Annotated in this window: 19 protein-coding genes and 2 pseudogenes; 8 read left to right on the top strand and 13 right to left on the bottom strand. The window is 73.0% G+C overall.

The genetic code is table 11. From position 1 onward, the window contains the following. The first annotated feature begins 22 nt into the window (after nucleotides 1-22). Complete coding sequence (locus COUCH_RS36880; protein WP_199514998.1) at nucleotides 23-196, top strand: CsbD family protein; 174 nt, start codon at nucleotides 23-25, stop codon at nucleotides 194-196. 55 nt (nucleotides 197-251) lie between these two features. On the opposite strand, the gene COUCH_RS36885 is transcribed toward COUCH_RS36880, so the two are convergent. Beyond that, the gene (locus COUCH_RS36885; protein WP_430641021.1) at nucleotides 252-1,304 is read right to left on the bottom strand and encodes an MMPL family transporter; all 1,053 of its coding nucleotides are present in this window, start codon (nucleotides 1,302-1,304) and stop codon (nucleotides 252-254) included. 108 nt (nucleotides 1,305-1,412) lie between these two features. Further along, nucleotides 1,413-2,439 (bottom strand): annotated as a pseudogene (locus COUCH_RS36890) (MMPL family transporter); the annotation flags it as partial. 102 nt (nucleotides 2,440-2,541) lie between these two features. Here COUCH_RS36890 and COUCH_RS36895 point away from each other — a divergent pair. Further along, nucleotides 2,542-6,033 carry a P-loop NTPase fold protein gene (locus tag COUCH_RS36895; protein WP_249609758.1) on the top strand — a complete coding sequence of 1,164 codons (3,492 nt, stop codon included), beginning with the start codon at nucleotides 2,542-2,544 and terminating at the stop codon, nucleotides 6,031-6,033. Here COUCH_RS36895 and COUCH_RS36900 read toward each other — a convergent pair. Beyond that, nucleotides 6,030-6,677, bottom strand: coding sequence for a response regulator (locus tag COUCH_RS36900; protein ID WP_249609759.1), 648 nt, complete (start codon nucleotides 6,675-6,677; stop codon nucleotides 6,030-6,032). The two genes, COUCH_RS36895 and COUCH_RS36900, sit on opposite strands and share 4 nt — an antisense overlap. Before the next feature lie 28 nt (nucleotides 6,678-6,705). Beyond that, complete coding sequence (locus COUCH_RS36905) at nucleotides 6,706-8,013, bottom strand: sensor histidine kinase (RefSeq protein ID WP_249609760.1); 1,308 nt, start codon at nucleotides 8,011-8,013, stop codon at nucleotides 6,706-6,708. Nucleotides 8,014-8,131: 118 nt separating this feature from the next. On the opposite strand from COUCH_RS36905, the gene COUCH_RS36910 reads away from it, so the two are divergent. Then, the gene (locus COUCH_RS36910) at nucleotides 8,132-9,235 is read left to right on the top strand and encodes a serine hydrolase domain-containing protein (protein ID WP_249609761.1); all 1,104 of its coding nucleotides are present in this window, start codon (nucleotides 8,132-8,134) and stop codon (nucleotides 9,233-9,235) included. Between the two features lie 4 nt (nucleotides 9,236-9,239). Here COUCH_RS36910 and COUCH_RS36915 read toward each other — a convergent pair whose 3' ends face one another. The 9 genes and pseudogenes from COUCH_RS36915 to COUCH_RS36955 all read right to left on the bottom strand — a co-directional run bounded on the left by COUCH_RS36915 (nucleotide 9,240) and on the right by COUCH_RS36955 (nucleotide 18,298). After that, nucleotides 9,240-9,734 carry a MarR family winged helix-turn-helix transcriptional regulator gene (locus tag COUCH_RS36915; protein WP_249609762.1) on the bottom strand — a complete coding sequence of 165 codons (495 nt, stop codon included), beginning with the start codon at nucleotides 9,732-9,734 and terminating at the stop codon, nucleotides 9,240-9,242. 34 nt (nucleotides 9,735-9,768) lie between these two features. Continuing rightward, nucleotides 9,769-10,314 carry a DUF1062 domain-containing protein gene (locus tag COUCH_RS36920; RefSeq protein ID WP_249609763.1) on the bottom strand — a complete coding sequence of 182 codons (546 nt, stop codon included), beginning with the start codon at nucleotides 10,312-10,314 and terminating at the stop codon, nucleotides 9,769-9,771. A 175-nt stretch (nucleotides 10,315-10,489) separates the two neighbouring features. Beyond that, the gene (locus tag COUCH_RS36925) at nucleotides 10,490-12,706 is read right to left on the bottom strand and encodes a hypothetical protein (protein ID WP_249609764.1); all 2,217 of its coding nucleotides are present in this window, start codon (nucleotides 12,704-12,706) and stop codon (nucleotides 10,490-10,492) included. Continuing rightward, nucleotides 12,703-13,683, bottom strand: coding sequence for a glycosyltransferase family 2 protein (locus COUCH_RS36930; RefSeq protein ID WP_275980044.1), 981 nt, complete (start codon nucleotides 13,681-13,683; stop codon nucleotides 12,703-12,705). The genes COUCH_RS36925 and COUCH_RS36930 overlap by 4 nt, the downstream gene beginning before the upstream one ends. Next, on the bottom strand, nucleotides 13,680-14,876 hold the full coding sequence (locus COUCH_RS36935) for an acyl-CoA reductase (RefSeq protein WP_249609765.1): 1,197 nt from the start codon (nucleotides 14,874-14,876) through the stop codon (nucleotides 13,680-13,682). Before COUCH_RS36935 ends, COUCH_RS36930 begins: the two co-directional genes overlap by 4 nt. 86 nt (nucleotides 14,877-14,962) lie before the next feature. Then, nucleotides 14,963-16,000, bottom strand: coding sequence for an acyl-protein synthetase (locus COUCH_RS36940; RefSeq protein ID WP_249609766.1), 1,038 nt, complete (start codon nucleotides 15,998-16,000; stop codon nucleotides 14,963-14,965). Continuing rightward, nucleotides 15,997-17,329, bottom strand: a pseudogene (locus COUCH_RS36945) (AMP-binding protein). Before COUCH_RS36945 ends, COUCH_RS36940 begins: the two are co-directional and overlap by 4 nt. Beyond that, nucleotides 17,326-18,063, bottom strand: coding sequence for an SDR family NAD(P)-dependent oxidoreductase (locus COUCH_RS36950; protein ID WP_249609767.1), 738 nt, complete (start codon nucleotides 18,061-18,063; stop codon nucleotides 17,326-17,328). The pseudogene COUCH_RS36945 and the gene COUCH_RS36950 overlap by 4 nt, the downstream one beginning before the upstream one ends. Next, complete coding sequence (locus tag COUCH_RS36955) at nucleotides 18,056-18,298, bottom strand: acyl carrier protein (RefSeq protein ID WP_199515053.1); 243 nt, start codon at nucleotides 18,296-18,298, stop codon at nucleotides 18,056-18,058. Before COUCH_RS36955 ends, COUCH_RS36950 begins: the two co-directional genes overlap by 8 nt. 194 nt (nucleotides 18,299-18,492) lie before the next feature. On the opposite strand from COUCH_RS36955, the gene pseB reads away from it, so the two are divergent. Genes pseB through COUCH_RS36980 form a run of 5 tightly spaced genes read left to right on the top strand, consistent with a single transcriptional unit; the run spans nucleotide 18,493 to nucleotide 23,562 of the window. Continuing rightward, entirely contained in the window at nucleotides 18,493-19,467 is a 975-nt protein-coding gene (pseB, locus tag COUCH_RS36960; protein WP_249613928.1) for a UDP-N-acetylglucosamine 4,6-dehydratase (inverting), read from the top strand. Continuing rightward, nucleotides 19,467-20,591 carry a DegT/DnrJ/EryC1/StrS family aminotransferase gene (locus tag COUCH_RS36965; protein WP_249609768.1) on the top strand — a complete coding sequence of 375 codons (1,125 nt, stop codon included), beginning with the start codon at nucleotides 19,467-19,469 and terminating at the stop codon, nucleotides 20,589-20,591. Before pseB ends, COUCH_RS36965 begins: the two co-directional genes overlap by 1 nt. Before the next feature lie 4 nt (nucleotides 20,592-20,595). Continuing rightward, nucleotides 20,596-21,399, top strand: coding sequence for a hypothetical protein (locus tag COUCH_RS36970; protein WP_249609769.1), 804 nt, complete (start codon nucleotides 20,596-20,598; stop codon nucleotides 21,397-21,399). Then, nucleotides 21,396-22,820 carry a class I SAM-dependent methyltransferase gene (locus COUCH_RS36975; RefSeq protein ID WP_249609770.1) on the top strand — a complete coding sequence of 475 codons (1,425 nt, stop codon included), beginning with the start codon at nucleotides 21,396-21,398 and terminating at the stop codon, nucleotides 22,818-22,820. Before COUCH_RS36970 ends, COUCH_RS36975 begins: the two co-directional genes overlap by 4 nt. 7 nt (nucleotides 22,821-22,827) lie before the next feature. After that, nucleotides 22,828-23,562: a cytidylyltransferase domain-containing protein gene (locus tag COUCH_RS36980; protein ID WP_249609771.1), complete on the top strand. Its 735-nt coding sequence runs from the start codon at nucleotides 22,828-22,830 to the stop codon at nucleotides 23,560-23,562. Nucleotides 23,563-23,651: the final 89 nt, after the last annotated feature.

Below are 23,651 nucleotides of genomic sequence, written 5' to 3' on the forward strand. Positions count from 1 at the left end.
CACGCTTCCTCTGGAGGTTCGCATGGGCACCGACGACAAGATCGACAACAAGGCCGAGGAGCTCGGCGGCAAGGTCAAGGAGGGCGTCGGCAAGGCGACCGACGACGAGAAGCTCGAGGCCGAGGGCAAGACCGACCAGAGCGCCTCGAAGCTCAAGCAGGCCGGCGAGAACATCAAGGACGCCTTCAAGAGCTGATCGCGTACGGACGACAGGGCGACCGCCGAAGCGGTCGCCCTTCGCCGTTCCCCGGTCATGCCACCGGCGCCAGCTCCCGCTCGTCGCGCGGCTCGGCCGGCACCGCGGGCGGCGGTTCGTGGGCGATCGACGGCAGCCACCCCAGCCAGCGCGGCAGCCACCAGTTCCGCTCGCCCAGCAGCGCCATCACCGCCGGCAGCAGCACCGCCCGGATGATCGTGGCGTCCAGCAGCACCGCCGCGGCCAGGCCCACGCCGAGCTCCTTCGTCGAGACCAGCGGCAGCGTGGCGAACAGGGCGAACACCGCCACCATCACCACGGCCGCGCTGGTGATCACGCCGGCGGTGCCGCCGATGCCCCGGGCCACCGCCTCCCGCGTCGGCAGGCCGCGGTCGTGCCCCTCGCGGATGCGGCTGAGCACGAACACGTGGTAGTCCATGGACAGCCCGAACAGGATGATGAACAGGAACAGCGGCATCCAGTTGGTGATGCCGCCGGTCGCGGTGAAGTCGAGCTGCTCCTCGAAGTGGCCGTACTGGAAGACGTAGACGAGCATCCCGTACGCCGCGGCGACCGACAGCAGGTTCAGGACCACCCCGGTCACCGCCACCACGACCGAGCGGAACGAGACCAGCAGCAGCAGGAACGCCAGCCCCAGTACGAAGCCGAAGACCCACGGCATCGAGCGGGCCAGCCGTTCGTTGAAGTCGGCGTTCCCGGCCGTGTCACCGGTCACCGCCACCGTGGCGCCCGCGAGCTTCCCGAACGTCCCCGGCGCGACGCTCTCCCGCAGCGTCTTCAGCGCGGCTTCGGACGTACGGTCGGTGCCGCTCCCGGCCAGGCCCACCGACACCACCGCGACCGTCCCGGCGGGATTGACCCGCACCTCGACCGGTTCCCGCAGCCGTCCCGTCGCCGCGGCCTCCCGCTTGAAGGCGGCCAGCGCCGCGTCGAACCGCGCGCCGCGCACGCTCGGCGCCTGCACGACCACCTCGGCCGGCGCGGTCTCGGCCGGGAAGGCCGCGTTGATCCGGTTGTACGCCTGCACCACCGGCACCTTCGGCGACAGGTCCTCCAGGCCCTCTCCCTTCGTCCGCAGGTCCAGCATCGGCGCGGCCAGGGCGGCCAGCGCCGCGACCGCCACGATCGCCGAGACGAGCGGCTTGGCCAGCACCACCCGCAGCACGGCGTTCCACGCCCGCCCGTCGGTACGCCGCCGGTACAGCCCGGGGATCCGTACCGAGTCCACCCGGTCGCCCAGCGCCGAGAGCAGCGCGGGGAGCACCGTCAGCGAGCCCAGAACGGCGGTCGCCACCACGAGGATCGTACCGACCGCGAAGCTCGTGAACGTCGCGTCGTACGTGAAGAACATCCCGGCCATCGCCACGATCACCGTCAGGCCGGACACCCAGATCGACCGGCCCGAGGTCTGCGCGGCGACGACCAGTGCGCGGTGCGGGTCGGCCCTTGCGCCGCTCGTCGCGCTCCCGGCGGATGTAGAACAGGCAGTAGTCGACGCCGACGGCCAGCCCCACCAGCAGCATCACGTGCATCGTGTTGTCCACCGCGGGCGCCAGCCGGCTCGCCCCCGCGAGCAAGCCGATGGCGGCGACGACGGCGGTGACGGCCAGCCCGACCGGCAGCAGCGCGGCGACGACCGCGCCGAAGGCCACCAGCAGGATGCCGAGCGTGATGGGGATGGACAGCAGCGACAGCCGCGTGAGCCCCTCGTCCAGCGCGTCGCCGATGAGCTTGTCACCGCTCGCGTCGCCCGCCTCGGCGACGTAGAGGCGGGCGTGCCGCGCCTGCACTGCGGCGACGGCGTCCAGCACCGGCTGCACCCGGTCCTTCGCGGTCTCCGGGTCACCCGTGAGCGTGAACGGCACCAGCGTCGACCGGCCGTCCTCGGAGGTGAGCGCATCGGCGACCCCGGCCACCTCCGGGCGCGCCTTCAGCGTCCGGGTGACGTCGGCGACCGCGGCCTTGCGGTCGGCGCCCTGGACGATCACCATCTCGCCGGCCGGGCGTACGGGGAAGCCGGCCTGCTCGACGATCCGGTCCGCCCGGCCCGACTCGCCGTGCCCCATGTCGGCCGAGCCTGCGTCCCGGGTGCCGATCTGTCCGCTCAGGACGGTGACGCCGACGACGAAGGCGATCCAGCCGAGAATCGCCAGAGTGCGGTGGCGCGCACTCCAGACCGCGGCGCGGGCCGCTATTCCACTGACGTTCTCCCTGTTCCTCATGAGATTCGACGCTATGGATCAGCGAGCGGCGGGACGAACCAGCCACCATCCCGGTCGGGGGTAGGGCTAACACCACCACCGCCGACCCCGCAGGATGGTGGCATGGCCGACGGACCGGTGGTCTACCTCAGCTACAGCCAGGAGAACGAGTCGTACGCCCTCCCGCTGCGGAACGCGCTGGCGGACATGGCGGAGATCGGCGCGCTCATGGACACCTCGAGCACCCGGGCGGACATCACCCGGGCACTGGGCACCGTGGACGTGGTGATCTGCATGCTGGGCACCACGGGGTCCGGAGACTGGGAGCCCTCGACGTGGCAGAAGCGGGAGATCCTCGCGGCCGACGAGCTGGGCCGCCCGGTGATCCCGGTCCTCGTCGAGGGCCCGGACCACAAGGTGGAACTGTCCGGTGCCCTGCGCTACGTGCCTGACGGCCGCATCACCATGCTGCGCCGCGGGTCGTGGGACGCGGACGCGCGCGCCATCGCCGCCCTGGCGAGCCGGCTCGCCGCCGATGCGCCGGAAGGCGTCGACATGCTGCCCCGCGGCAGCGACTTCTTCTTCGGCCGCCACGACGAGCTGGCCCGCATCGATCAGGCCCTGCAGGACACCGGCGGCGGGGCGCCACGCACGGTGGTGATCACCGGCCCGCCCGGCGTGGGCAAGTCGTCGCTGGCGACGGTCGCGGCCGACCGGGTGGCTCCGCGCTTCCCGGACGGCCGCCTGTACGCATCGTTCGCCAGGACGCCGGACGTGGCGACCGCGCTCCGCGAGTTCCTCCAGGCCCTCGGCGTCGCCCCCGACGTCCTGCCCGCCGAGCCCGATCGCCTCGCCGCCGTCTACCAGTCGATGCTGCGACAACGCCGGATACTCGTGGTGCTCGACGATGTGGAGCACGCCACGGACATCCGGCCGTTGCTCCCGCCGGGACCACCATCGGCGGCGTTGATCGTCAGCCGGTACCTCCCCGGAACGCTCGAGCACACGACGGTGATCGCCCTGGGCGGCATGGACGAGGCCACCGCCCTTGCCATCCTGCGTAAAGCGGCGGGCACGCCGGTGGTCGAGGCCGACGAGGCGAGCGCGAGGGCGCTGATCCATGCCGTCGACGGGCTCCCCCAGGCCCTGCGGCTGGCGGCGAGCCGCGCCCGCCGCGCCGGCGACTCCTCCCTGGCCGCGGTCCTGGCCCGGCTCGAGACGACGCCGAGCGGGCGGAGCGCCACGCCGCAGCGGTTGATGGAGCAGGCGTACGACGGGCTGACCGACCCGCAGCGGCGGTTGTTCCGGCTGCTCGGGGCGTTGCCCACGCCCGCGTTCGAGGCCGGCCTCGCCGCCGCGCTGGCCGCCGACGAGGCCGAGGTGGTGGCCGGGGCGCTGCGGACCCTCGCGGATTCGGCGCTGATCGACACCGCGGGGCCGGACCATTACCGGTTGAGCGACCTGACCGCGCGCTTCGCCGCCAACCGGCTGCGCGACACCGACTCGGAGGCGGACCGGCAGGCCGCGTTCGAGCGGGCCGTGCGCTGGCTGGCCGTCCGCACCGCGTTCCGGCCGGAGATGCCGATCACCCGGGACTTCTGGACCGCCGACGACACCCTCGGGTACGCGCCGTACGCCGACGCGATCGCCGCGTTCGTCCGGCACCGGGGCACCCGGCCACCGCTGACGATCGGCGTCACCGCGCCGTGGGGAGCCGGAAAGACGTCGCTGATGCGGATGGTGCAGGAACGCCTGGACCCGCGCGCCGACCGGGAGCGGTGGAAGCCGACGTCGCTGCGGCTCAGCGAGGAGGCCCGGCGGGCCCTGGTGCCACCGGCCCGCGCCGCCGACCGGCCGGTGACGAACCGGGAGCTGCTGCAGCGCACCACCGAGCCGTCGATCGACGCCGACGACGTCGACCCGCGCCGGCTGGACGTGCAGCCGCCGCACGCGGAGCGGCTGCCCGATGCGGAGTGGCGGCCCACCGTGTGGTTCAACCCGTGGATGTACCAGAGCGGCGAGCAGATCTGGGCGGGGCTGGCGTACGAGATCATCACCCAGGTCACCGACCGGCTGGCGCCGGCGGACCGGGAACGGTTCTGGCTCGCCCTGAACCTGCGCCGCGTCGACAGGCAGGCGCTGCGCCGCCGGATCTACCGCCAGCTCGTCGAGCGGTTCCTGCCCTGGCTGCTGTGGCTCGGGCTCGCGGTCACCCTCGCCGTGGTCGGGCTGCTCGTGGCTGTCGTCTTCCCTCCGATCGCGCATGCCGTACGCGTCGGCGCGGCCGCTCTCATGTCCGTGGCCGGGACGGCGTTCGGGGTCGCCGCCCTGGTCACCGCCGTACGGTTCCTCGGCGCGAAGGCGTCCGGATCGTTCGGGCCGCTGCTGCGCGTACCGAATCCCGTCAAGGCGGCCGCCGACCAGTCGGGCAAGGGCGCCAAGGGGGCGTACGGCGAGCTGTTCCCGGATCCGGCGTACCAGACGCGGCTCGGGTTCCTGCACCTCGTGCAGACCGACATGCGGCGGGTCCTGGACCTCATCGCCACCCAGCAGCGCCCGCTCGTGGTGTTCGTCGACGACCTGGACCGCTGCTCACCCGGCGCGGTGGTGCAGGTCATCGAGGCCATCAACCTGTTCCTGGCCGGCGAGTTCCCCAACTGCGTCTTCGTCGTCGCGATGGAGCCGGCGGTGGTGGCGGCCCACGTGGAGGCGGTCTACAAGGACCTCGCGGCGCAGCCGCAGGCGGGCCGGCCGGCGGCGTGGTCCACGCTCGGGTGGCGGTTCCTGGAGAAGATCGTGCAGCTGCCGCTCAGCCTCCCGCCGCCGAACGGGGACCGGCAGACCAACGGGTACCTGGACTCGCTGCTGGACCAGCCGCGCGGGCCGGTCCCGGCCCCGGAGCCACAGCCGGCCACGGTGGCATCGCAGGCGCCCCGCACGGCGGTCCCGGACCGGTCCTCGGCCGGCGGGACCGGCCCGCCGGCCACGGTCGGGCCGTCCGCACCGAACGAGGCCGGCGACGGTGACCGGGCCGCCCGCGTGGCGCAGGTGGAGGCCGCGATCCGGCGGCGTTCCCCCACCACCGAGACGCTGGCCGCGGCGGCGTTGCAGGCGCAGGCCGAGGTGATACCCGGAGCCGCGGGGACGCTGCTGCCGGAGACGTCGGAGGCGGCCAACCGCGTCCTCGTCGAGCTCTACAGCGACAGCGAGGCCCGTACGGCGATCCTGGCCGGCGTACCGGGGCTGGCGTCGGACAACCCGCGGGAGATCAAGCGCTTCGTCAACCTGTTCCGCTTCTACAGCTTCATCGCCCAGCAGCACCAGTTGCAGGGGCTGCCCGCGGTCAGCGGGGCGCAGATCGCGAAGCTCTCCGTGCTCGCCATCCGCTGGCCGCACCTGCTCGCGCTGCTCGGCCGGCGCTCGGCCGACGGCGTCGTCACCAACCTGGGCCACCTCGAACAGTCGCTGCGCTCCGCCGCCGGTACGACGGACGCCTGGCGGGAAGCCACGCGCGCGATCGGGCTGCCGACCGGCGGCGAGAACTCGACGGAGCCGCTGCGCAGCTTCCTGACCACGGAGCCCGCCATCGGGTCGGTGGCCGGCCGGATGCTCTAGCTCTGTTGCAGGTACGCCAGGACGGCCAGCACGCGGCGGTGCTGTTCCTCGTCCGGGGGAAGGTCGAGCTTGGTGAAGATGTTGCGGACGTGCTTCTCGACCGCGCCGTCGGTGACCACGATCTTGCGGGCGATCGCGGTGTTGGAGCGCCCCTCCGCCATCAGCCCGAGGACCTCACGCTCGCGCGGGGTCAGGTTGCGCAGCGGGTCGTCGCGGCGCCGGCGGACCAGGAGCTGGCCGACCACCTCGGGGTCCAGGACCGTCGCGCCGCCGGCGACCCGGCGCAGCGCGTCGAGGAAGTCCGCCACCTCGGAGACCCGGTCCTTGAGCAGGTAGCCGACCGCGCCGAGGCGGTCGGCCAGGAGGTCGTCGGCGTACTCGACCTCGACGTACTGCGAGAGCACGAGAACCGGGCTGCCGGGCACCCGGCTGCGGGCCTCGACGGCGGCGCGCAGGCCCTCGTCGGTGTGGGTCGGCGGCATGCGCACGTCCACGATGGACACGTCCGGCTCGTGCTCGGCGATCGCCTCGACCAGCGCCGGTCCGTCGCCGACCGCCGCGACGACGGTGCAGCCGTTCTCCTCCACCAGCCGGACCAGGCCCTCGCGCAGCAGCACGGCGTCGTCGGCTATCACCACCCGCATGGCGACGAGCCTAGCGGGCAGGGCGTTCCTACAGGGGCAGGGCGACCGTGAGGGTCGTACCCGACGCCGCGGTGCTGTCGAGGTTCATCACGCCGCCCGCCGCCTGGACCCGGTCGGCGAGGCCGGCGAGGCCGTGGCCCTTGGCGAGGCTGGCGCCCCCGACGCCGTCGTCGGCCACCGTGATCATCAGCCCGGTCGGCGAGCGGCGGACGCTGACCTGGACCTCGCCGGCGTGGCTGTGCTTCGCGACGTTGGTCAGCGCCTCGGCGACGACGAAGTACGCGGTCGACTCCACCGCCGGGTCGAGCCGGGACATCGGCTCGGTGTCCAGGTCCACCGGAATGATCGAGCGCCCGGCCAGCGCGGTCAGCGCCGCCTGCAGGCCCCGGTCCACCAGGATCGGCGGGGCGATGCCGCGCGACAGCGCCCGCAGCTCGTCCAGCGTCTCGCGGGTCTGCGCCAGCGCCTCGGCGACCGTGGCACGGGCCGCGTCCGGGTCGGTGGCGAACTGCTGCTCGGCGCGGCCCAGGTCCATGGCGAGCCGGACCAGCCGCTGCTGCGGGCCGTCGTGGATGTCGCGTTCGAGCCGGCGCAGCGCGGTCGCCTCGGCGGAGACGGCGGCCGCCTTCTGCGCCTGGGCGGTGTCGCGGGCGGCCTCGGCCTCGGCGACCTGTTCGCGCAGCTCGTTGACGCCGCTGAGCAGGGCGCGGGCGAAGAGCCCCTCGAGCAGCGCCGCCCCGCGGATGACCGGGTAGAGCGTGCCGAGGAAGAAGAACCCGGCGGCCATGTAGAAGACCACCCGGGTGGACCAGGCGTCGCCCATGCCCAGCAGCTCGGGCAGGTCGGTGTTGTCCGGCCCGCGCGGGATGGACCAGTCCCACAGCGGGAACGTCAGACCGCCCAGCGCGCCGGCCCACCAGGTGACCCCGAAGGAGAAGGCGATCGTGCTGGGGATGAACCGCAGCACCCCGTGCAGCAGGTCGAGCCACGACTGGCCGTCGGCCAGCGGGGTCAGCGTGCGCCGGACGAACGACGCGCCCTGCCCGGCCCGCTTGTAGTACGGGTGCGGCAGCCGCCGGCCGATGACCGGGGCGATCCGGGCCCGCTCCACGGTCGCGAAGCCCCGGGCCAGCATGATCGTGGCGACCAGCAGCGGGACGCCGACCCAGATCACGGCCGTGCCGAGGCCGACCGCGAACCCCGTCACGCAGAGCACGACGGTGACCAGGCCCAGCGGGAAGCCGAGCAGGATGAACTGGGTGTCGAGGACGAGCTGCCGCAGGAGCCGCAGGCCGGGCGCCTGGCGCTCCGGTACGGGCAGGATGCTGGTGGTCATGCCGTCGACGCTAGTCACCGCGGGCCCGCGCTCCGATCCCGCTGACCGGCCGACCGGCAGTAGGGTTAACCCGACCATCCGCCCGCCACGGGCCCGGCAGGTGCGCGATGCTGGGCTCGTGAGGGACTGGACCGGCCTGCGTCGCGAGGTGCAGCGGCGGATCGACGGGCTCGTCGCGGCCGGGCGCGAGATCGGCGTGCAGGTCGCGGCGTACCTGGACGGGCGGCCGATCGTAAGCGCGGTGTCCGGGCTCGCCGACGAGGCGACCGGCGCGCCGGTCACCCCGGACACGCCGTTCCCGAGCTACTCGATCGGCAAGGGCCTGACCAGCACCGCGGTGCACGTCCTGGCCGAGCGCGGGGTGCTCGGCTACGACCTGCGGATCGCCGACGTGTGGCCGGAGTACGCCCGGCACGGCAAGCAGGACACCACGCTGCGGCACGCCTTGACGCACGCCGCGGGGGTGCCGCAGATGCCGCCGTACGCGACCACGGCCGATCTGCTCGACTGGGACGAGATGTGCAGGGCCATCGCCGGGTCCAGGCCGCTGTGGGAGCCCGGTACGCGGCACGGCCTGCACGAATGGACGTACGGCTGGCTGATCGGCGAGGTGGTACGCCGGGCCACGCACAAGCCGATCGCCTGGGTGCTCGCCGAGGAGGTGGCCCGCCCGCTGCGCGCCGACCGTGAGCTGTTCTTCGGCGTACCCCCGGAGCAGGTGAACCGGGTCGCCCGGCTGAAGGACCGCAACTGGTCGGCGATGCTCCAGTCGATGAGCGAGCACCTGGAGAACTTCGACACGGTCGCACCGCCGGGGGTACGCCCCGACGCCACGCTGGCGAACCGCCGGGACGTCCTGCGCGCCGACATCCCCGCGATCGCGACGGTGAGCGCCCGCGCGGTAGCCCGGATGTACGCGGCCCTCATGGACGAGGTCGACGGCGTACGGCTGATCTCCGCCGAGCGGCTGAAGATGATCACGACGACGCGGACCGGCGGCCCGGACTGGGCGGTCGGCGGTGACCTGCCCAAGACCCTCGGGTACGTGGCGCAGCCCGGCTGTCAGCGCATCGGCTGGAGCGGTGACGGGGGTGGCCTGTCCGGCTGCTATCCCGACCTGAACCTCGCGGTCGCCGTGACGAAGAACTACCTGTCCGCGGGCGACGGCGACCCCCTCGAGGACATCGCCGCGACGATCCACGCAGCGGTCGCCGAGGGCTGAAGGGTCAGGTCTTCCGGCGGCGGGCGGCGGCCGAGCGGGGCGGGGCGGCCCGCATCCGGTCGCGGACGCGGCCGAGGATCCGGGTGATCGCGCCGATGTCCGCGCGGCTCAGCGACGACATCAGCAGGCGCTGCACCACCTCGATGTGTCCCGGCATCACCCTGGCCAGGCGGTCCCGGCCGGCCGGGGTCAGCGTCACGACGATGCTGCGCTCGTCGTCATCGGCCGGCGCCCGGGTGACCAGACCCTCCTTCTCCAGCTGCGCGGCCTGGTAGGTGAGGCCGCTGCGGCTGTAGACCAGCCCGTCGGCCAGGTCGGTCATCCGCAGGTGCCCGGCCGGGGAGTCGGCCAGCCGGGCCAGGATGGAGAACTGCGGGCCGGTGAGCCCGCCGTCGGCCCGGAGCTGCTGCTCGACGGCGTGCTCCAGCATGCTGCCCACTTCCTTGAGCGCGAAGTAGGCGGCGAGCTGTTCGGCGTCCAGGGGCGCGGCATCCGTCACCGGCCCATTCTACGTACTTCGAATTCGAAGCTCCTCAGCGCTTGAGGGTGAAGGTGAAGTCGCCGGTGAGCTTGCCGCTCAACCGGACCGCGGAGACGAGCTTCCCGGCCCGGATCAGCCGCTCGACCTCCGCCCGGGACAGGCCCAGGCCCTCGGCGATCAGGCGTACCGGCCGGACCGGGATCCGGGCCGCGAAGCGGACCGACACGTCGATCGCCTCGCGGTCCGGGCGGTCCGGCCCGGTGTCGAGCCGCCAGGCCCCGCCCCAGTCCAGGGCGATGCGGTTGCGGCGCTGCACGACCGGGTCGCCGAGCAGCTCGGCGGCCAGGCCGGGGTCGTTGTGGTGCAGCCGGTCCAGCAGCCCGGGCGGCACGGACCGTACGTTCGTCCGCTCGAAGACCGTGAGCTTGGCGGTCTCCCCGCACCCGGCGCAGAGCACCAGGAGCCAGGCGTCGAGCAGCTTGTGATTGGCGTTGACACGGAACTTGCCGTTCGCGCGGAAGCGGTCGGATGAGCACGCGTGGCAACGGCGGATGACCAGAGGCAGGCAGGTGGGTACGACCACCCAGTTCTCGGACATGGGGGTACACCGGTTTCAGTGAGAAGTCCGCAGCAAAAGGAAGCGCGGCGCACCTGGGCGACGCGCGACGACGTCAGCGCTCGGGAGGTCTCACAGGGTGTACAACGGCACGCCTTCTACTGGACTGCTCGGCCGGCAGCACGCTAACCGCGTACGGCGGCGCCGCTCCACCGATTTATCGCAGTTCGTAGATCGTCACGGGACCGGAGGTGAGGCGGAGCGCCGCCAGCTGGGCGAGGCGGGGTGAGACCTCGGTCGCGCGGCTGTCGGCGAGGAGCCAGCGGACGCCGTACGCGTCGTGCAGCGTCCGTACGTCCACCGGGTCGGCGCCGGCGAAGACCCGCTCGTTCAGCTCGAACAGCACCGGGTCCGGCGGCGGCTGGAGGACGTACTTGAGGCCGTCGACGCCGTTGGCCGAGACCGCCGCGTCGGAGTACGCCCAGCTCTCCACCAGCGTGCGGCGTCCACCCAGCCCGGCCACCCAGAAGGCGCGGGCGTCGCACGGCTTCGCGCGGTTCATCGGCGTGCAGTGCACGTTCGTGGCGACCACGTCGTCGGCGCCGGCGTGCTCGTCCAGCCACAGCGCGGCGGCCATCTCCTCCGCGGTGAGCAGGCGGGACGTCGGAGGTTGCGGCCGCTCCGGCCCGTACGCGTCCCGCCGGACCACGCCGCCGGAGCCCACCACGGCCGCGGCGAGGCTCGCGCCGAGCACAGCCGCGCTCAGGGCCGTCACCGCGGGCCGGATCCGCCGGCGCAGCGCGAGCGACAGCACGACCGCCGCGGCCACGAGGCCGAGCGCGCGCAGCACCGGCAGCTCCAGCGGCCAGGTCCAGTCGCGCCACCACCAGGTCGGCACCGGCGGGTCGACGCGGGGCGCCCAGATCTGCCACCCGGCACCGGCCAGGAGGCCCCCGACCGGCACCCACCAGCGGCGGGCCCGGTCGGCGAGCAGCCAGGTCGTGAGCACCGCGCCGAAGGGCGCCGCGCCGAGGAAGAAGTACAGCTGGCTGGCCGACGGATGCCAGAGCAGCCACGCCGCCGCGGTGCCGGCGACGGTCATCCCGCCGAGCAGCCACGCCGCCGGGTCGCGCCGCAGTCCGCGTGCGCCCAGCCCGGCGACGCCCAGGAGGCGGGGCGCCTGCATGAGCAGCCACCACACCACGACCCAGGCGACGAACCAGCGCGCGCCGCTGTCGAGACCGCGGACGCCCGGGGGCAGGAAACCGTTGGGGGCGACGCCGTCCCACTGGCCGAGGCTGTCGGCGTACGGCTCGATCCAGCGCAGCAGGCTCAGCGGCTGGACCCCGAGCGTGCCCGCGCCCCCGCCGGCGAACAGCCGCATGCCGCCGAGCATCGCCGCCACCACGAGCGCCGTGAAGGCCCCGATCCGCGGGAGCCGCCGGGGAGCGGCGAGCACACCGGCGAGGAGGCCCGCCACCAGGGGCGGCAGGGCGCTGGCCTTGGATCCCGCGCACGCCAGCGCGAGCGGGGGCACGAGGAACCACGCCGGGCCCAGGCGGTGGCCGCGCACCAGGTCGGCCGCGATCGCGACGAGCAGGGCGAGCAGCGGCACCACGTACGTCTGCGACGGGCTGTTGAAGGCCAGCGCCGAACCGCCGTACGCCTCGACCCGGCCGCCGAGGGTGAGCGGCACGCCGACCGTCGCGACGGCTCCGGCGAGCGGCCCCGCCCACCACTTCCCGGTCAGCTCGCGGGTCAGCGCGGCGACGACCAGCAGCCCGATCGCCCCGACGGGCACCACCCACAGGCGCAGCAGGACCGTCGCGGGGGCGATGCCGGTGATCATGCCGGCGGAGGCCATGTCGGCGTCGGACAGGTAGTGGTAGCGCAGGGTCTCGCCGGCCAGCTGCGGCACCTGGAACGGCATCGAGCGGGTCATCTCGTGCACGAGCGCCAGGTGGTACATGAGGTCGGGGTAATAGACGGTGTCCGCCGGCGGCAGCGGCACGGACGTCCACGAGGCGGCCGCCCAGAGCAGCACCAGCAGCACACCGCCGCAGGCCGCGAAGTGCCAGCGCGCCGGGAGCGGCCGCGGCTCGGCGATCCGCCAATGCCGGCGCAGCGACGGTACGGCGAGGAAGACGCCGATCATGAGCAGCGGCCAGTAGCGCAGCCACGCCTGCGTGCCGGTGGCCGCGGCGAGCGCCCAGCCCGCCAGCTGGACCAGCAACCCGGTCGCCGCGCCCAGCGCCAGGTCCTCGGGCAGGTTGCCCCGGCTGCCGCGGAACGCCCGGTGCACGAGCGTGCCGGGCAGGACCACCCCGACGGTCAGATACGCCGCGTAGATCCCGGCGTCGCCCGGGGGTGTGCCGGTCCGGAGCAGCGCGAACACGGTCGCGGCCGCCACCGCGACCCACGGGACGATCGTCACCGCGCCGCGGCCGCCGGGCGCTGCTGCGGAATCTCCATCGGTGCGGGCTCCGCGGCCGAGTCGAAGGCGACGTGGAAGGTGGGGCGGTTCTGCACGGTCCGGTAGATGCGCGCGACGTACTCGCCGAGCAGGCCCAGGCAGATGAGTTGCACCGCCGACAGCAGCAGGACGGCGAGGAACAGCGAGGTCCAGCCCGGGATGACCGCGCCGTTGGCCCACACCACGACGCCGAAGACCATGAGGCCGAGGCAGGTGACGAAGGCGAGCGCGCCGAGCCACGTGGCGATCCGCAACGGCGCCGCCGAGAAGTCCGCGGCGCTGTTCCAGGCCAGCGCGACCATCTTGCGCAGCGGGTACTTGGTCTCGCCCGCGGCGCGCCGCTCGCGGGCGTACGGCACGGCGGCCGAGGCGAAGCCGAGCGACGGCACGAGCAGCCGGTACACGGGCGTGCGCTCGGGCAGCACCTTGAGGACCTCGACCACCTCGCGGCTGAGCAGCCGGAAGTCGCCGGCCTGGGCGGGCACCTCAGCACCGACGACGCGCCGCATCAGCCGGTAGTACGCGCCGGCCGTGTGCCGCTTGAACGCCGTGTCGGTGCTGCGGTCGGAGCGCACGCCGTACACGACGTCGACGCCACGCTCGCGGGCGACGCGCAGCATCTCCGCGATGGCCTCCGGCGGGTCCTGCAGGTCGGCGTCGATGCTGACCACCCAGTCGCCGCGGGAGCGCTGCAGCCCGGCGGTCAGCGCGGCCTGGTGCCCGCTGTTGCGGCGCAGCTTGACGAGGCGCAGCTCCGGCCACGTACGCCCGTGCTGGAAGAGCAGCGCGGCGGTGCGGTCGGCGCTGCCGTCGTCGACGGCCACCACCTCGTACGCCGCCCCGAGCCCGTCGAGCACCGGCCGCAGCCGTTCGACGAGCGCGGGGATCACCGCCTCCTCGTTGTACATCGGCACCACGACCGACAGGACGATACTCACGTCTCGAGGGTCGTGAGCCGGGTGAACTCATGCGGCAGGTCGTAGCCGTCCCAGATCGCGCTGAACGTCAGCGCCGAGCCGAACGGCACGATCCGGTCGACGCCGCGCCCGCCCAGCGCACCCGCGAAGGCGCGCAGCTCGGCGGGCTCGAACCCGAAGTGGCTGAACGTCTGGTCCTGCCGGTTCATCGCCGGTACGAGGTCCGCCAGCGTGGCGACCCGGGCGAACGGGAACGCGCCCGCGCCGATCCAGCGCCGTGGCGCCACGTCCGGGCCGGTCAGCGACACGGCGGTCACCGCGTTGCCGGGGAACGCCAGCGTGGTGGCCGCACCGCTCGCCGCCAGGCCGTACGCGTTGACGCGCTTCTCCACCGCCATCGCCGCGTCGACGCCCCAGCCGCGCTCCACGACCACCTCACCCAGCAGGGACAGGAACTCGTCCTGCACCTGCTGCGCGCGCTGCGGGTCACCGCCGACGAGGAAGACCGTCCGCGGCGAGGAGCAGGCCGCCTGGTCGAACCAGTACGCGTCGTTGGAAAACCCCACCACCGCGCGCCGGCGGGCGTCCGGGTCGGCGGCGAGCCAGCCCGGCACGGAGAGCGCGGCCCAGGACGTACGGTCGGGGAACGTCAGGTCGCGTGCGGAGGGGCGCAACGGGTGTCGGCGGATCGCCTCGACCGCGCTGTCGCCGCCCCAGATCACGCGCAGGTCGCACCATCCGCTGAGGGCGGCGGTGAGCGCGTCGTCCCGCCCGTACGTGACCATGCGCTGGGTACGGCCGATCACCGGGTCGGCGTCGGCCAGCGTCGCGTTCAGCGTCGCCAGCACGGTCTCCGCGGCGCCGGCCGAGCGGGACGAGATCCGGACGACGTTGTGGTTTCCGGCCAGGGCGGACAGCGCCCACGAGTACACGAAGATGGTGTCCACATTGGCCGGCGGCACGTGGAAGACGTTGCCGCGCGGGAAGACGTACGTGTCATCGCTGCGCCGCATCCGACCGGCGACCCGGCTCAGCTCGGCCGGCCGCAGGAAGAAGCCCAGCGAGCCCAGCTCGGGGTGGCGGCGGGCGACGGCCGGCGCGAGCAGCTTGCGGGCGAAGCGCGACAGGAAGTCCACGACCCGCGGATCGCCGACGGCCAGCCGGTCCTGCGAGGGCGCGGTCAGCTCCCCCGGCTCGCCGAAACGGAACCTCATGAGGCTGTGTCTGCTGGGCATGCCCTCCTGGCCCTCGCCTTGTCGGCCGTCGACCGCTTGCGGTGAGCGTGGCTCGGTGCAGTCGGTCATGCCGTCTCCCGGTAGGTGTCGGAGCAACCGCGGGCCTCCGCGCGCGGGAGCCGGCCGAGGACGGAGAAGCGCTTGCCCGGCCAGTCGCCGTCGTCGACCCCGTCCAGCACGCCGAGGTCCTCGGTGAGCAGCACGTGCCCCGGGTACGAGGTCGGCAGGGTGCTCACCACCTCGATCAGCCCCGGCTCCCCGACCGGCTGCTCAGCCCACGTCCGCGGGTTGCGGATGATGACGTCGGCGAAGTCCGGGCAGTACAGCGAGCCGCCGGACGGGCCCTCGAGGAAGATCGTGCCGATCTGCTCGACCATGCCGTAGAAGTTGTGCATCCGGGTCAGCCCGGTGTCGTCGCGCAGCCGACGGCGGAACTCGGCCGGCGAGACCGCCCGGTCCACGAGCTTCTTCCAGCCACCGGAGTGGATGAGGATGCCGTTGCTCAGGTCGAGGCCGTGCTCGCGGGCCACCTCGTACAGGTGCAGCCAGACCAGGTAGGTGAAGCCGAAGATGAGGAACGGCTCGCCGCCGTGCTTGCCCAGGAAGTCCTTCAGCGCGGGCAGGTCGGGGTTGCCGTCGACGTCCAGCGCCCAGGCGTGGTCACGGCCGAACGTGGCCATGCCGAGCACCCCGGCGCCGCGGGCGCTGAACGAGCGGCGGTCCTTCAGGATGCCGCGCGAGTCGGCCAGGATCATCGGCAGCCGCTTGGCGCCCAGCACCGTCTGCAGGGTCGCGCCGAGCTGGCGGGTCTGTGTGGCGGCGGCGGCCTTGTCCAGGTGGATGCGGCTGACGTCGCCCGTGGTGCCGCTCGACGTCAGGACCTTGAAGACCTCGTCGTCGGGGATGCTCTTCAGGGTGAGCGTCTTGAAGAGGCGTACGGGCAGCCACGGCAGCTCCGCCACGGTCGCGGCCGAGGTGAACCCGGACGCCGAGAGGATCCGGTCGTACTCGGCGCAGTGCGCTCGGTGGTGCTCGGTGAGGTCGGAGAGCTCCTTGTGCAGCAGCGCCTCCCGCTCCGGCTGCGCCAGCGTGAACACGCTCATCGGAGGGCCTCCAGAGACCGGTAGTCGACCTTGCCCGTGGGCAGCAGCGGGAGCGCGTCGATGCCGCGGACGTCGAGCCCCGAGAAGTGGGTGCCGAGGAAGGTCGCCAGCTCGCCGCGGACCGAGCGGGCCAGGTCCCGGTCGGCGCCCTCCACGAACACGTGCAGCTTGTCCTCGCCGGCGACCGCGGCGACCGCGCCGTGCGGGGCCAGGGTCCGCTCGACGTCGTCGAGGTTGACGCGTACGCCGAACACCTTGCCGATGCGCTTGAGCCGGCCGGTGATGAACAGGAAGCCCTCGTCGTCCAGGTGCCCCAGGTCGCCGGTGCGCAGGACGCCGCGGAGGTCGTCGCCGCGGGCCAGGTCAGCGGCGCTCTCGGCGTACCCCATCATGACGTTCGGCCCGGAGAAGACCACCTCGTCGTCCACGACGGACAACGAGCCGCCCGGGATCGGGACGCCCGCGGAGCCGAGCTTGTCCGCGATCCGGCCGGGCGGGAGCACGGTCATCCGCGCGGTCGCCTCGGTCTGGCCGTACATGACGAAGAGCCGGCCGCCGACGTCCGCCATCCGCTGCGCGAAGTCCTCGACCAGCGCCGGCCGCAGCCGGCCGCCGGCCTGGGTGAGCGTCCGCAGCGTGGGGTGCGCGGCCGGGTCGAACCGCAGCCGGCGCAGCATCTCGTACTGGTACGGGACAGCCGCCAGCGACGTGACGCGGTGGGCGCCGACGGCCGTCCAGAAGTCCTGCTGGAGGATGCCGCCACGCTCGAGCACCACCGTGGCCCCGCGCAGCACGTGACTGTTGAGCACCGACAGCCCGTACGTGTAGAAGAGCGGCAGCGTCGTCGGCGCCACGTCGTCACCGGTGATCCCCAAGCTGTCGCCGATGGCGGCGGCGTTGGCGAACACGGCCGTACGGGAAAGCCGCACCAGCTTCGGGTTGCCCGTCGACCCGCTGGTGGTGAGCAGCAGCGCCCAGCTCCGGGTGCGGTTCGACGGCCGGGCCCTGTCGCACCCAGCTGTCCCCGTCGGCCCGGTAACCCTCCGGTGGCGCGGTACGCACGCCGGTGACCTGCACGGGCTCGAACCGGTCGACGAGTCCATGGAGGACGGTCCGGTCGAGGTCGGGATCCAGCAGGGCGATCGGGCGGCCGGCGGCGAGCGCGCCGAGATACCGCGCGACGGCACCCAGCTCGGTCGGCGTGAGCGCGAAGACGACGCCGGGCGGCAGCTGCGCGAATGCGGCCGCCGCCGCGTCGACGTCATCGGGGCGCAGGGTCTCGCCGGTGACCGCGTCGACGACGCGGGCGCCGGGATGGAGGAGGTTCACAGCGTGAGCCCTCCGTCGACCCCGAGCACCTGCCCGGTCACGAACCGGGACTGCTCGGAGAGCAGGAACGCCACGACGTCGGCGACCTCCTCGGCCTCGCCGAGCCGGCCGAGCGCGGTGTCCGCGATGCGCTTCGCGCGGCCCTCGTCGTCGAGCGTGTCCAGCATGTCGGTGGCGATGAAGCCCGGGGCCACCGCGTTCACCCGGATGCCGCGCGGGCCCAGCTCCTTCGCCGCGGACCGGGCCAGGCCGCTGACCGCGGCCTTGGAGGCGGCGTACACCGCCTGGCCGGCGATCCCGGCGGTCCCGGTGATCGAGGAGACGAGGACCACCGCGGGATTGCGGCCACGGCCGAGCAGCCGTACGGCGCCCTGCAACGTGTACGCGGCCCCGACCGCGTTGACGGCGAACAACCGCTGCACGGTCGCATCGTCGGTCATGCCGAGCATCCCGGCCGCGTGCGTGCCCGCGTTGACGACGAGGGCGTCGATGCGGCGGAAGTTCTCGAACGCCACGCGCATCAGCGTGCGGCTGGTCTCCGGGTCGGCGATGTCGCCGTGCGCCGGGACCGCCTGCACGCCGTACTTGTCGGCGAGCTGCGCGGCCGCCTCCTCGATGACGTCGGCGCGGTGGCCGTGCACGACGAGGTCGCAGCCCTGCTCGGCGAGCCGCTGCGCGACCGCCCGGCCGATGCCGCGGGACGCGCCGGTGACGAGCGCAACCCGATCAGGCATCGAAGTCCACCCCGTATTTACCGAGAATTCGCACGGCCTCGCCGAATGAGGACATATTGATGACGTCGTCGGTATCGATCATCACCGAGAATTCATCTTCGATGGCCGCGACGAGCGACATGTGGGCCAGCGAGTCCCACTTGTCATTGTCCTGGTAGTGCAGATCGTCCACGGGGGCGTCCGGCGCCAGGTCCAGCGACGTCCGGAAGGCTTCACGCAGTCTCTGCAGCTCGATCACGGTGTTACTCCAAGGGCTCCACGGGCGAAGGAAACCACCTTGCATCAGCGGTCGCGACGCGGCGACAAAGCGGAGTTGAACTGGGAATGAATTGCGACTGTCCTTTTTTCCGACCGCTGGAATAGTCGTCCGTCGTGGTTATGCTTTCGCCGTTCATTGCCCGTGCCCACCCCCGGGAGCAATTCATGAGTGTGTTGAGCGGATCGTCGATCCTGGTCACCGGTGCCACCGGTTCGTTCGGGAAGGCATTCCTGGGCCACGCACTGGCGAACCTGGACCCGCAGCGCATCGTCGTCTTCAGCCGCGACGAGCTGAAGCAGTACGAGGTCCGCCAGATGTTCGGCGACGACCCCCGGCTGCGCTTCTTCATCGGCGACATCCGCGACAAGGACCGGCTCGACCGGGCCATGCACGGCGTCGACCACGTGGTGCACGCCGCCGCGCTCAAGCAGGTGGACACCGCCGAGTACAACCCGTCGGAGTTCATCGCGACGAACATCAACGGCTCGCAGAACGTCGTCGACGCCGCGATCAACGCCGGTGTGCAGCGCGTGGTGGCCCTCTCCACCGACAAGGCGTCCAGCCCGATCAACCTGTACGGCGCCACCAAGCTGGTCGCCGACAAGCTGTTCATCGCCGGCAACCACTACGCGGCCACCCACCCGACCCGCTTCTCGGTCGTGCGCTACGGCAACGTGATGGGTAGCCGCGGCTCGGTCGTGCCGTTCTTCCGCAAGCTCAACGCCGAGGGCAAGAGCCTGCCGGTCACCGACAAGCGGATGACCCGCTTCTGGATCACCCTCGACCAGGCGGTGAAGTTCGTCGTCGACTCGTTCGACGTGATGCAGGGCGGCGAGCTGTTCGTGCCGCGCATCCCGAGCATGCGCATCCTCGACCTGGTCGAGGCCGTCGCGCCGGACGCCCCCACGCACGAGACCGGCATCCGCCCCGGCGAGAAGCTGCACGAGGAGATGATCGCCTCGGACGACAGCCGCCGGACCCTGCGCTTCCCCGACCGCTACGTCGTGCAGCCGGTCGTCGCGAGCTGGGGCTACCAGACGCCCGCGGGCGGCGAGCCGGTCGCCGACGGCTTCAACTACCGCTCGGACAACAACGACCTGTGGCTGGAGGTCGACGAGATGCGCGACCTCATCAAGGAGAAGTGATGCTGCCGTACGGACGGCAGAACGTCACCGACGCCGACGTCGAGGCGGTCACCGCGGCTCTGCGCAGCGACTGGCTGACCACAGGCCCGCGCGTCGACACCTTCGAGCAGGACCTGGCCCGGGTCGCGGGTGCGCCCTGCGTGGCGGTCAGCAACGGGACGGCGGCGCTGCACACGGCGTACGCGGCCGCCGGGATCGGCCGTGGCGACGAGGTCGTCACCACGCCGATGACCTTCTACGCCACCGCGGGCACGGCCTCGATGCTCGGCGCGACCGTGGTCTTCGCCGACGTCGAGGAGGACACGGCCAACCTGGACCCGTTCGCGGTGCAGGCGGCGGTCACCTCCCGGACCCGGGCGATCGCGGCGGTCGACTACGCCGGGCACCCCGCCGAGTACGACGACCTGCGCAAGGTTGCCGACAGCACGGACGCCGTGCTCGTCGCCGACGCCGCGCACGCCATCGGGAGCACGTACCGGGGAAGGCCGGTCGGCACGCTGGCCGACCTGACGACGTTCTCGTTCTTCCCCACCAAGAACCTGACGACCGGTGAGGGCGGCGCGGTCGCCTCCCCCGACCCTTCGCTGCTCCAGCGGGCCCGGGTGTTCCGGACCGTCGGGCTGGTCCGGGACCGCGCGGTCATGCGACACCCCGACGAGGGCGGCTGGCACCAGGAGGTGCACGAGCTCGGCCTGAACTACCGGCTGCCCGATGTGCTGTGCGCGCTGGGCAGCTCCCAGCTGCGCCGGCTGGCCGCGTTCAAGGCGCGCCGGCAGGCGCTGAGCGCGCGCTACGACGAGCTGCTCGCCGGCGTGCCCGGGCTGCGGCTTCCGGTCACCCGCGAGCACGTCGACCCCATGCGGCACCTCTATCCCGTACGCGTCCTCGACGGCCGGCGGCGCGAGGTGTTCGACCGGCTGCGCGCCGACGGCATCGGGGTGCAGGTCAACTATGTGCCGGCGTACTGGCACCCGGTCTACGAGGACCTCGGTTACCGGCGCGGCATGTGCCCCAACGCCGAGGCCTTCTACGCCGAGGAGCTGTCGCTGCCGCTCTTCTACGACCTCACCGACGCCGACCAGGACCGGGTGGTCGAGGCGCTGCGCACGATCCTGGAGAGCTGAGCCCGTGCACCACGCGAACCACTTCTACGGCCATGCGCACGTGATGGCCGCGTACTGCGGGCTCGACGGGGATCCGCCCCGGATCGACGGGTACCTGCAGCACGGCTGGAACGTGGTGGACGGGCTGGGCGCGGGGACCCCGTACGTGTCGGGCCGGCCCATCTTCGTGTGGTCCGAGCAGACCCGGCGGCGGGCGTGGTCGATGGGCCGCCGGTACGCCACGGTCGTCGGCGCACCCTTCCTCTACCTGCTGCAGATGGAGGGTCCGGGCGACGGCGGCACGCGCGAGGGCACGATCTGGTACCCGTTCCACGGCTGGGAGGGCCAGCACGTCGCCGGCGACCACCAGCGGCTCATCGACGAGATCCTGGAGACCGAGGACGGCCCGGTGACGTTCTGCCTCTACTGGCACGAGTACCGCGACGAGCGCGTGCGCCGCCGGTACGAGAAGGCCGGCCGGGTGATCTGCCACGGCTACCGCGGCTTCCGCTGGCGCGACACCGACCCCGGTTTCCTCCGGAGTCAGCTCACCGAGCTGCGCCGGCACCGCCGGGTCGCGTCCAACCGGCTGAGCAGCGCGGTGCTGTACGGCGCCGCGGTCGGCTGCGAGCCCGCCGTCTACGGCGACCCCATGCACCTGGCCGGCGAGGACCGCGCGACCGCCGAGCGCATCCGCCGCCAATGGCCCGAGCTGCACGGCACGTCGCCCGACCCGCACCAGGCTCAGCAGTCCGCGCTGGCGGAGCTGGGCGCCGACGTGCTCGCCTCCCCCGCCGAGGTCCGCGCGATGTTCGGGTGGGCCGCATGAGCCTTCGACACATCGGTGGCGAGATGGCCGGCTGGTCGGACACCGCGCCCGCCGGCGGTCCCTCGTACGCCCACCTGCTCGACACCCTGCACCCGCTGGTGCCCGAGGGAGCCCGCGTGCTGGTAGCGGGCCCGCACGACGCCTCGCTGATCACGGCGCTGCCGCCGGACGCCGAGGTGACGTGCCTGGTCCGCGGCGAGTCCGACGCCGCCGCCCTGAGCGCCCGCGCCTTGACAGTCCTCTGTGGATCTCTGTCCAAGCTCACGGACACGGATCACTACGACGTCGTCATCGCGCTCGACGGCGTGGAACGGCTCTGCTCGGTCGAGGGACCCCAATACGACTGGGCCGAGGCACTGCAGGCCCTGCGCCGCGCTCTGCGCCCGGGCGGCGTGCTGCTGCTGGCCGTGCAGAACGAGCTGGGCGTGCACCGGCTGGTCGACCGCACCGCGGTGACCTTCGCGCACACCGACGCCGACTGGCGCCCGGTCGGCGAGTACGGCACCAGGCCCGGCAGCCCGGCCCGCCTGCGGCAGCACCTCGCCACGGACGGCCTGAGCGTCGCCTGGCTCGGCACCGCATGGCCGCTGCCGTCGGCGCCCACCCTGATCGTGGACGAGCCGGCCCTGCGCGACGGGCCGGCGGGTGCGCTCGCCGCAGCCGCCTCGGCCGCGGTCGGTACGGCGTACGCGAGCCGGCCGGTGCTCAGCGACCCGCGCCGCCTCGCCGCGGCGGCGATCCGCGGCGGAATCGGACCGGAACTCGCTCCCGCCTGGGTGGTGCTCGCCTTCCGGGGCGCGGCCGGCCGGGTCACGATGCCGGACGCGGTGCTGGGCGACGGGCCGATGCCGCCGGTGCCGCCCGGACGCCTGCTCGAGGAGCTGCTGATCGGCGCGTGCCTGCGCCACGACCTGCCCGCGCTGCGGCGCCTGCTGTCCGCGTGGGTCACCCGGCAACCCGCCGCCACCGCGGACAACGTGCTGGTCGACGGCGACACCATCACCGTGTTCGACCCGGCGCGGCCCGCCGTGGAACCGGCCGCCGCGATCCGCCGCTTCGCCGAGACCCTGCTCGCCGGCGGCTACGACCAGCCCTGGCCGGCCGCGCGCGACACCGCGGCGCTGACGGCCGTCCTGCTCGCGGCGGCCGGGCTCACGCCTGCGGCCGACGCCCCGGAGCCCTTCGTCGCCGCGCCGGACTCGCTGCGGGAGCACGAGGAACGCGTACGCCGTCTGGAGGAGCAGCTGGCCGACGCGGACGAGCGGATCCGGTACGCCGAGTCCGAGCTCGTCCGGCGCGACGGCGAGCTGCGCCGCGCCCAGCTCCAGATCGACCTGTTCAGCGGCACCGTCGGATACCGCATCACCAAGCTCGGCGCGCGAGCCGCCCGCGCCGTCCGCCGGAACCTCAAGAAGCGATAGGACCGATATGCGTACCCTCGGCATCGTGCAGGCCCGGATGGGCTCCTCCCGGCTGCCCGGCAAGGTGCTCCGGCGCCTCGGCGGGCGTACCGTGCTGGACCGAGTCGTCCGCGCCGCGCAGGACAGCGGCGTGCTGGACGACCTGGTGGTCGCGACCACCACCGAAGCCCGCGACGACGCGGTGGCCGCCGAGTGCGAGGCCATCGGCGTCGCGGTGCACCGCGGCCCGGTCGACGACGTGCTCACCCGGTTTCTCGGCGTGCTCGACGAGCGCGCGGGCGAATCCGACGCGGTGCTGCGCTTCACCGCCGACTGCCCGCTGCTCGACCCCGAGCTGATCATGCTGGCAGCCAACGTCTTCGCGGCCACCCCGGACCTCGACTACCTGAGCACCTCCATCGCCCGTACGCTGCCGCGCGGGCTCGACGTGGAGATCGTGCGTACCGAGGTGCTGCGGCAGATCGACAAGCTCGCCACCGACCACCACCGCACCCACGTCACCTCGTACGTCTACTCGCACCCGTACGACTACACCGTGCTGGGCCTGACGCTGCAGCCCGACCTGTCGCACCTGCGGCTCACCCTGGACACCGAGGACGACTGGCGGCTCATCGAGGCGATCGTCGCCCACTTCGGGGACCGGCCGGTGCCCGTACGCACGCTCGCCGACTGGCTCTCCGACCGTCCCGAACTCGCCGGCATCAACGCGCACGTCCGGCAGAAGGAGCTGGCACAGGCGTGAGTGACTGCACCGGACTACGCCCGCCGCAAGCGGACGACGGCCGTGACCGTGAGGGCCAGGAGGGCACGCCGTGAAAGACGGCGTGAGCG

Origin of the sequence: Couchioplanes caeruleus, assembly GCF_023499255.1 — a bacterium.
Classification (GTDB): Bacteria; Actinomycetota; Actinomycetes; order Mycobacteriales; family Micromonosporaceae; genus Actinoplanes; species Actinoplanes caeruleus_A.

What these genes read in the sequence shown, in the direction of transcription:
- COUCH_RS36880 (WP_199514998.1), top strand. Translation starts at nt 23, where the DNA reads ATGGGCACCGACGACAAGATCGACAACAAGGCCGAGGAGCTCGGCGGC.
- COUCH_RS36885 (WP_430641021.1), bottom strand. Translation starts at nt 1,304, where the DNA reads ATGCTGGACCTGCGGACGAAGGGAGAGGGCCTGGAGGACCTGTCGCCG.
- COUCH_RS36895 (WP_249609758.1), top strand. Translation starts at nt 2,542, where the DNA reads ATGGCCGACGGACCGGTGGTCTACCTCAGCTACAGCCAGGAGAACGAG.
- COUCH_RS36900 (WP_249609759.1), bottom strand. Translation starts at nt 6,677, where the DNA reads ATGCGGGTGGTGATAGCCGACGACGCCGTGCTGCTGCGCGAGGGCCTG.
- COUCH_RS36905 (WP_249609760.1), bottom strand. Translation starts at nt 8,013, where the DNA reads ATGACCACCAGCATCCTGCCCGTACCGGAGCGCCAGGCGCCCGGCCTG.
- COUCH_RS36920 (WP_249609763.1), bottom strand. Translation starts at nt 10,314, where the DNA reads ATGTCCGAGAACTGGGTGGTCGTACCCACCTGCCTGCCTCTGGTCATC.
- COUCH_RS36935 (WP_249609765.1), bottom strand. Translation starts at nt 14,876, where the DNA reads ATGAGGTTCCGTTTCGGCGAGCCGGGGGAGCTGACCGCGCCCTCGCAG.
- COUCH_RS36940 (WP_249609766.1), bottom strand. Translation starts at nt 16,000, where the DNA reads ATGAGCGTGTTCACGCTGGCGCAGCCGGAGCGGGAGGCGCTGCTGCAC.
- COUCH_RS36950 (WP_249609767.1), bottom strand. Translation starts at nt 18,063, where the DNA reads ATGCCTGATCGGGTTGCGCTCGTCACCGGCGCGTCCCGCGGCATCGGC.
- COUCH_RS36965 (WP_249609768.1), top strand. Translation starts at nt 19,467, where the DNA reads ATGCTGCCGTACGGACGGCAGAACGTCACCGACGCCGACGTCGAGGCG.
- COUCH_RS36975 (WP_249609770.1), top strand. Translation starts at nt 21,396, where the DNA reads ATGAGCCTTCGACACATCGGTGGCGAGATGGCCGGCTGGTCGGACACC.
- COUCH_RS36980 (WP_249609771.1), top strand. Translation starts at nt 22,828, where the DNA reads ATGCGTACCCTCGGCATCGTGCAGGCCCGGATGGGCTCCTCCCGGCTG.